The sequence below is a fragment of the Roseateles sp. P5_E1 genome (genome assembly GCF_054049335.1).
On sequence record NZ_JBFUMN010000304.1, the window covers coordinates 1 to 609 of the forward strand.

Sequence of the window (609 nt, forward strand, 5' to 3'; positions counted from 1 at the left end):
GGCGCTTTTCGCGCGCCTACGTCACCGCGGTCTTCCGTGCCTGCCTGACCCCGGAGGGCCCCGGCCCCGGCGCGCCACGCGGCCGCCCCGACCCGGAGATCGCCCAAGCGCTCAAGCAGTGGATACAAGGCCGCCTGCTGCTGCACCCCGGTGAAGCCAGGGACCACCGGCTCACTGCCGCACGACGGGCCGCGCACGGCTTCTGGCTGCAGTCGCTGGCCGACCCGATCGACGTCGACGGCCGTCCGCGCGCCAACCGCCTGCTCGATGGCCTGCTGGCGCTGACCCACCCCGAGGCCTGAGCCGCACCCGGCGATCTCCTCACGGGTTCTTGTCGCACACTCTCCGAAGCTGCGCCGCTCACCGGAGATTGCACCATGCGTTTGCCTGCCGCCCTTGCCCTGCTATTGCTCGCCTCGCCTGCCTTTGCCCAGGACGACACTGCCGAACCACCGGCGTTCGACCGTCCCGGCATCGGCTTTGCACCATCCACGCTGCCGCGTGGCAGCGTCGCCGTGGAGTGGGGCCTGCCCAGCCTGGAGCGTGACCGCGACGACGACGGCACCCGTTCCACCCAATACAGCAGCGACCTCAACCTGCGCATCGGCC

Annotated in this window: 2 protein-coding genes; both read left to right on the top strand. The window is 71.3% G+C overall.

Features of this window, described 5'->3' with window-relative positions:
- A partial coding sequence (locus ACXJKJ_RS31195; RefSeq protein ID WP_457395476.1) for a hypothetical protein occupies positions 1-302 on the top strand: 302 nt, incomplete at its 5' end.
- Positions 303-377: 75 nt separating this feature from the next.
- Positions 378-609, top strand: a 232-nt coding sequence (locus ACXJKJ_RS31200; RefSeq protein WP_457395478.1) for a hypothetical protein, incomplete at its 3' end; no start/stop codon positions are given.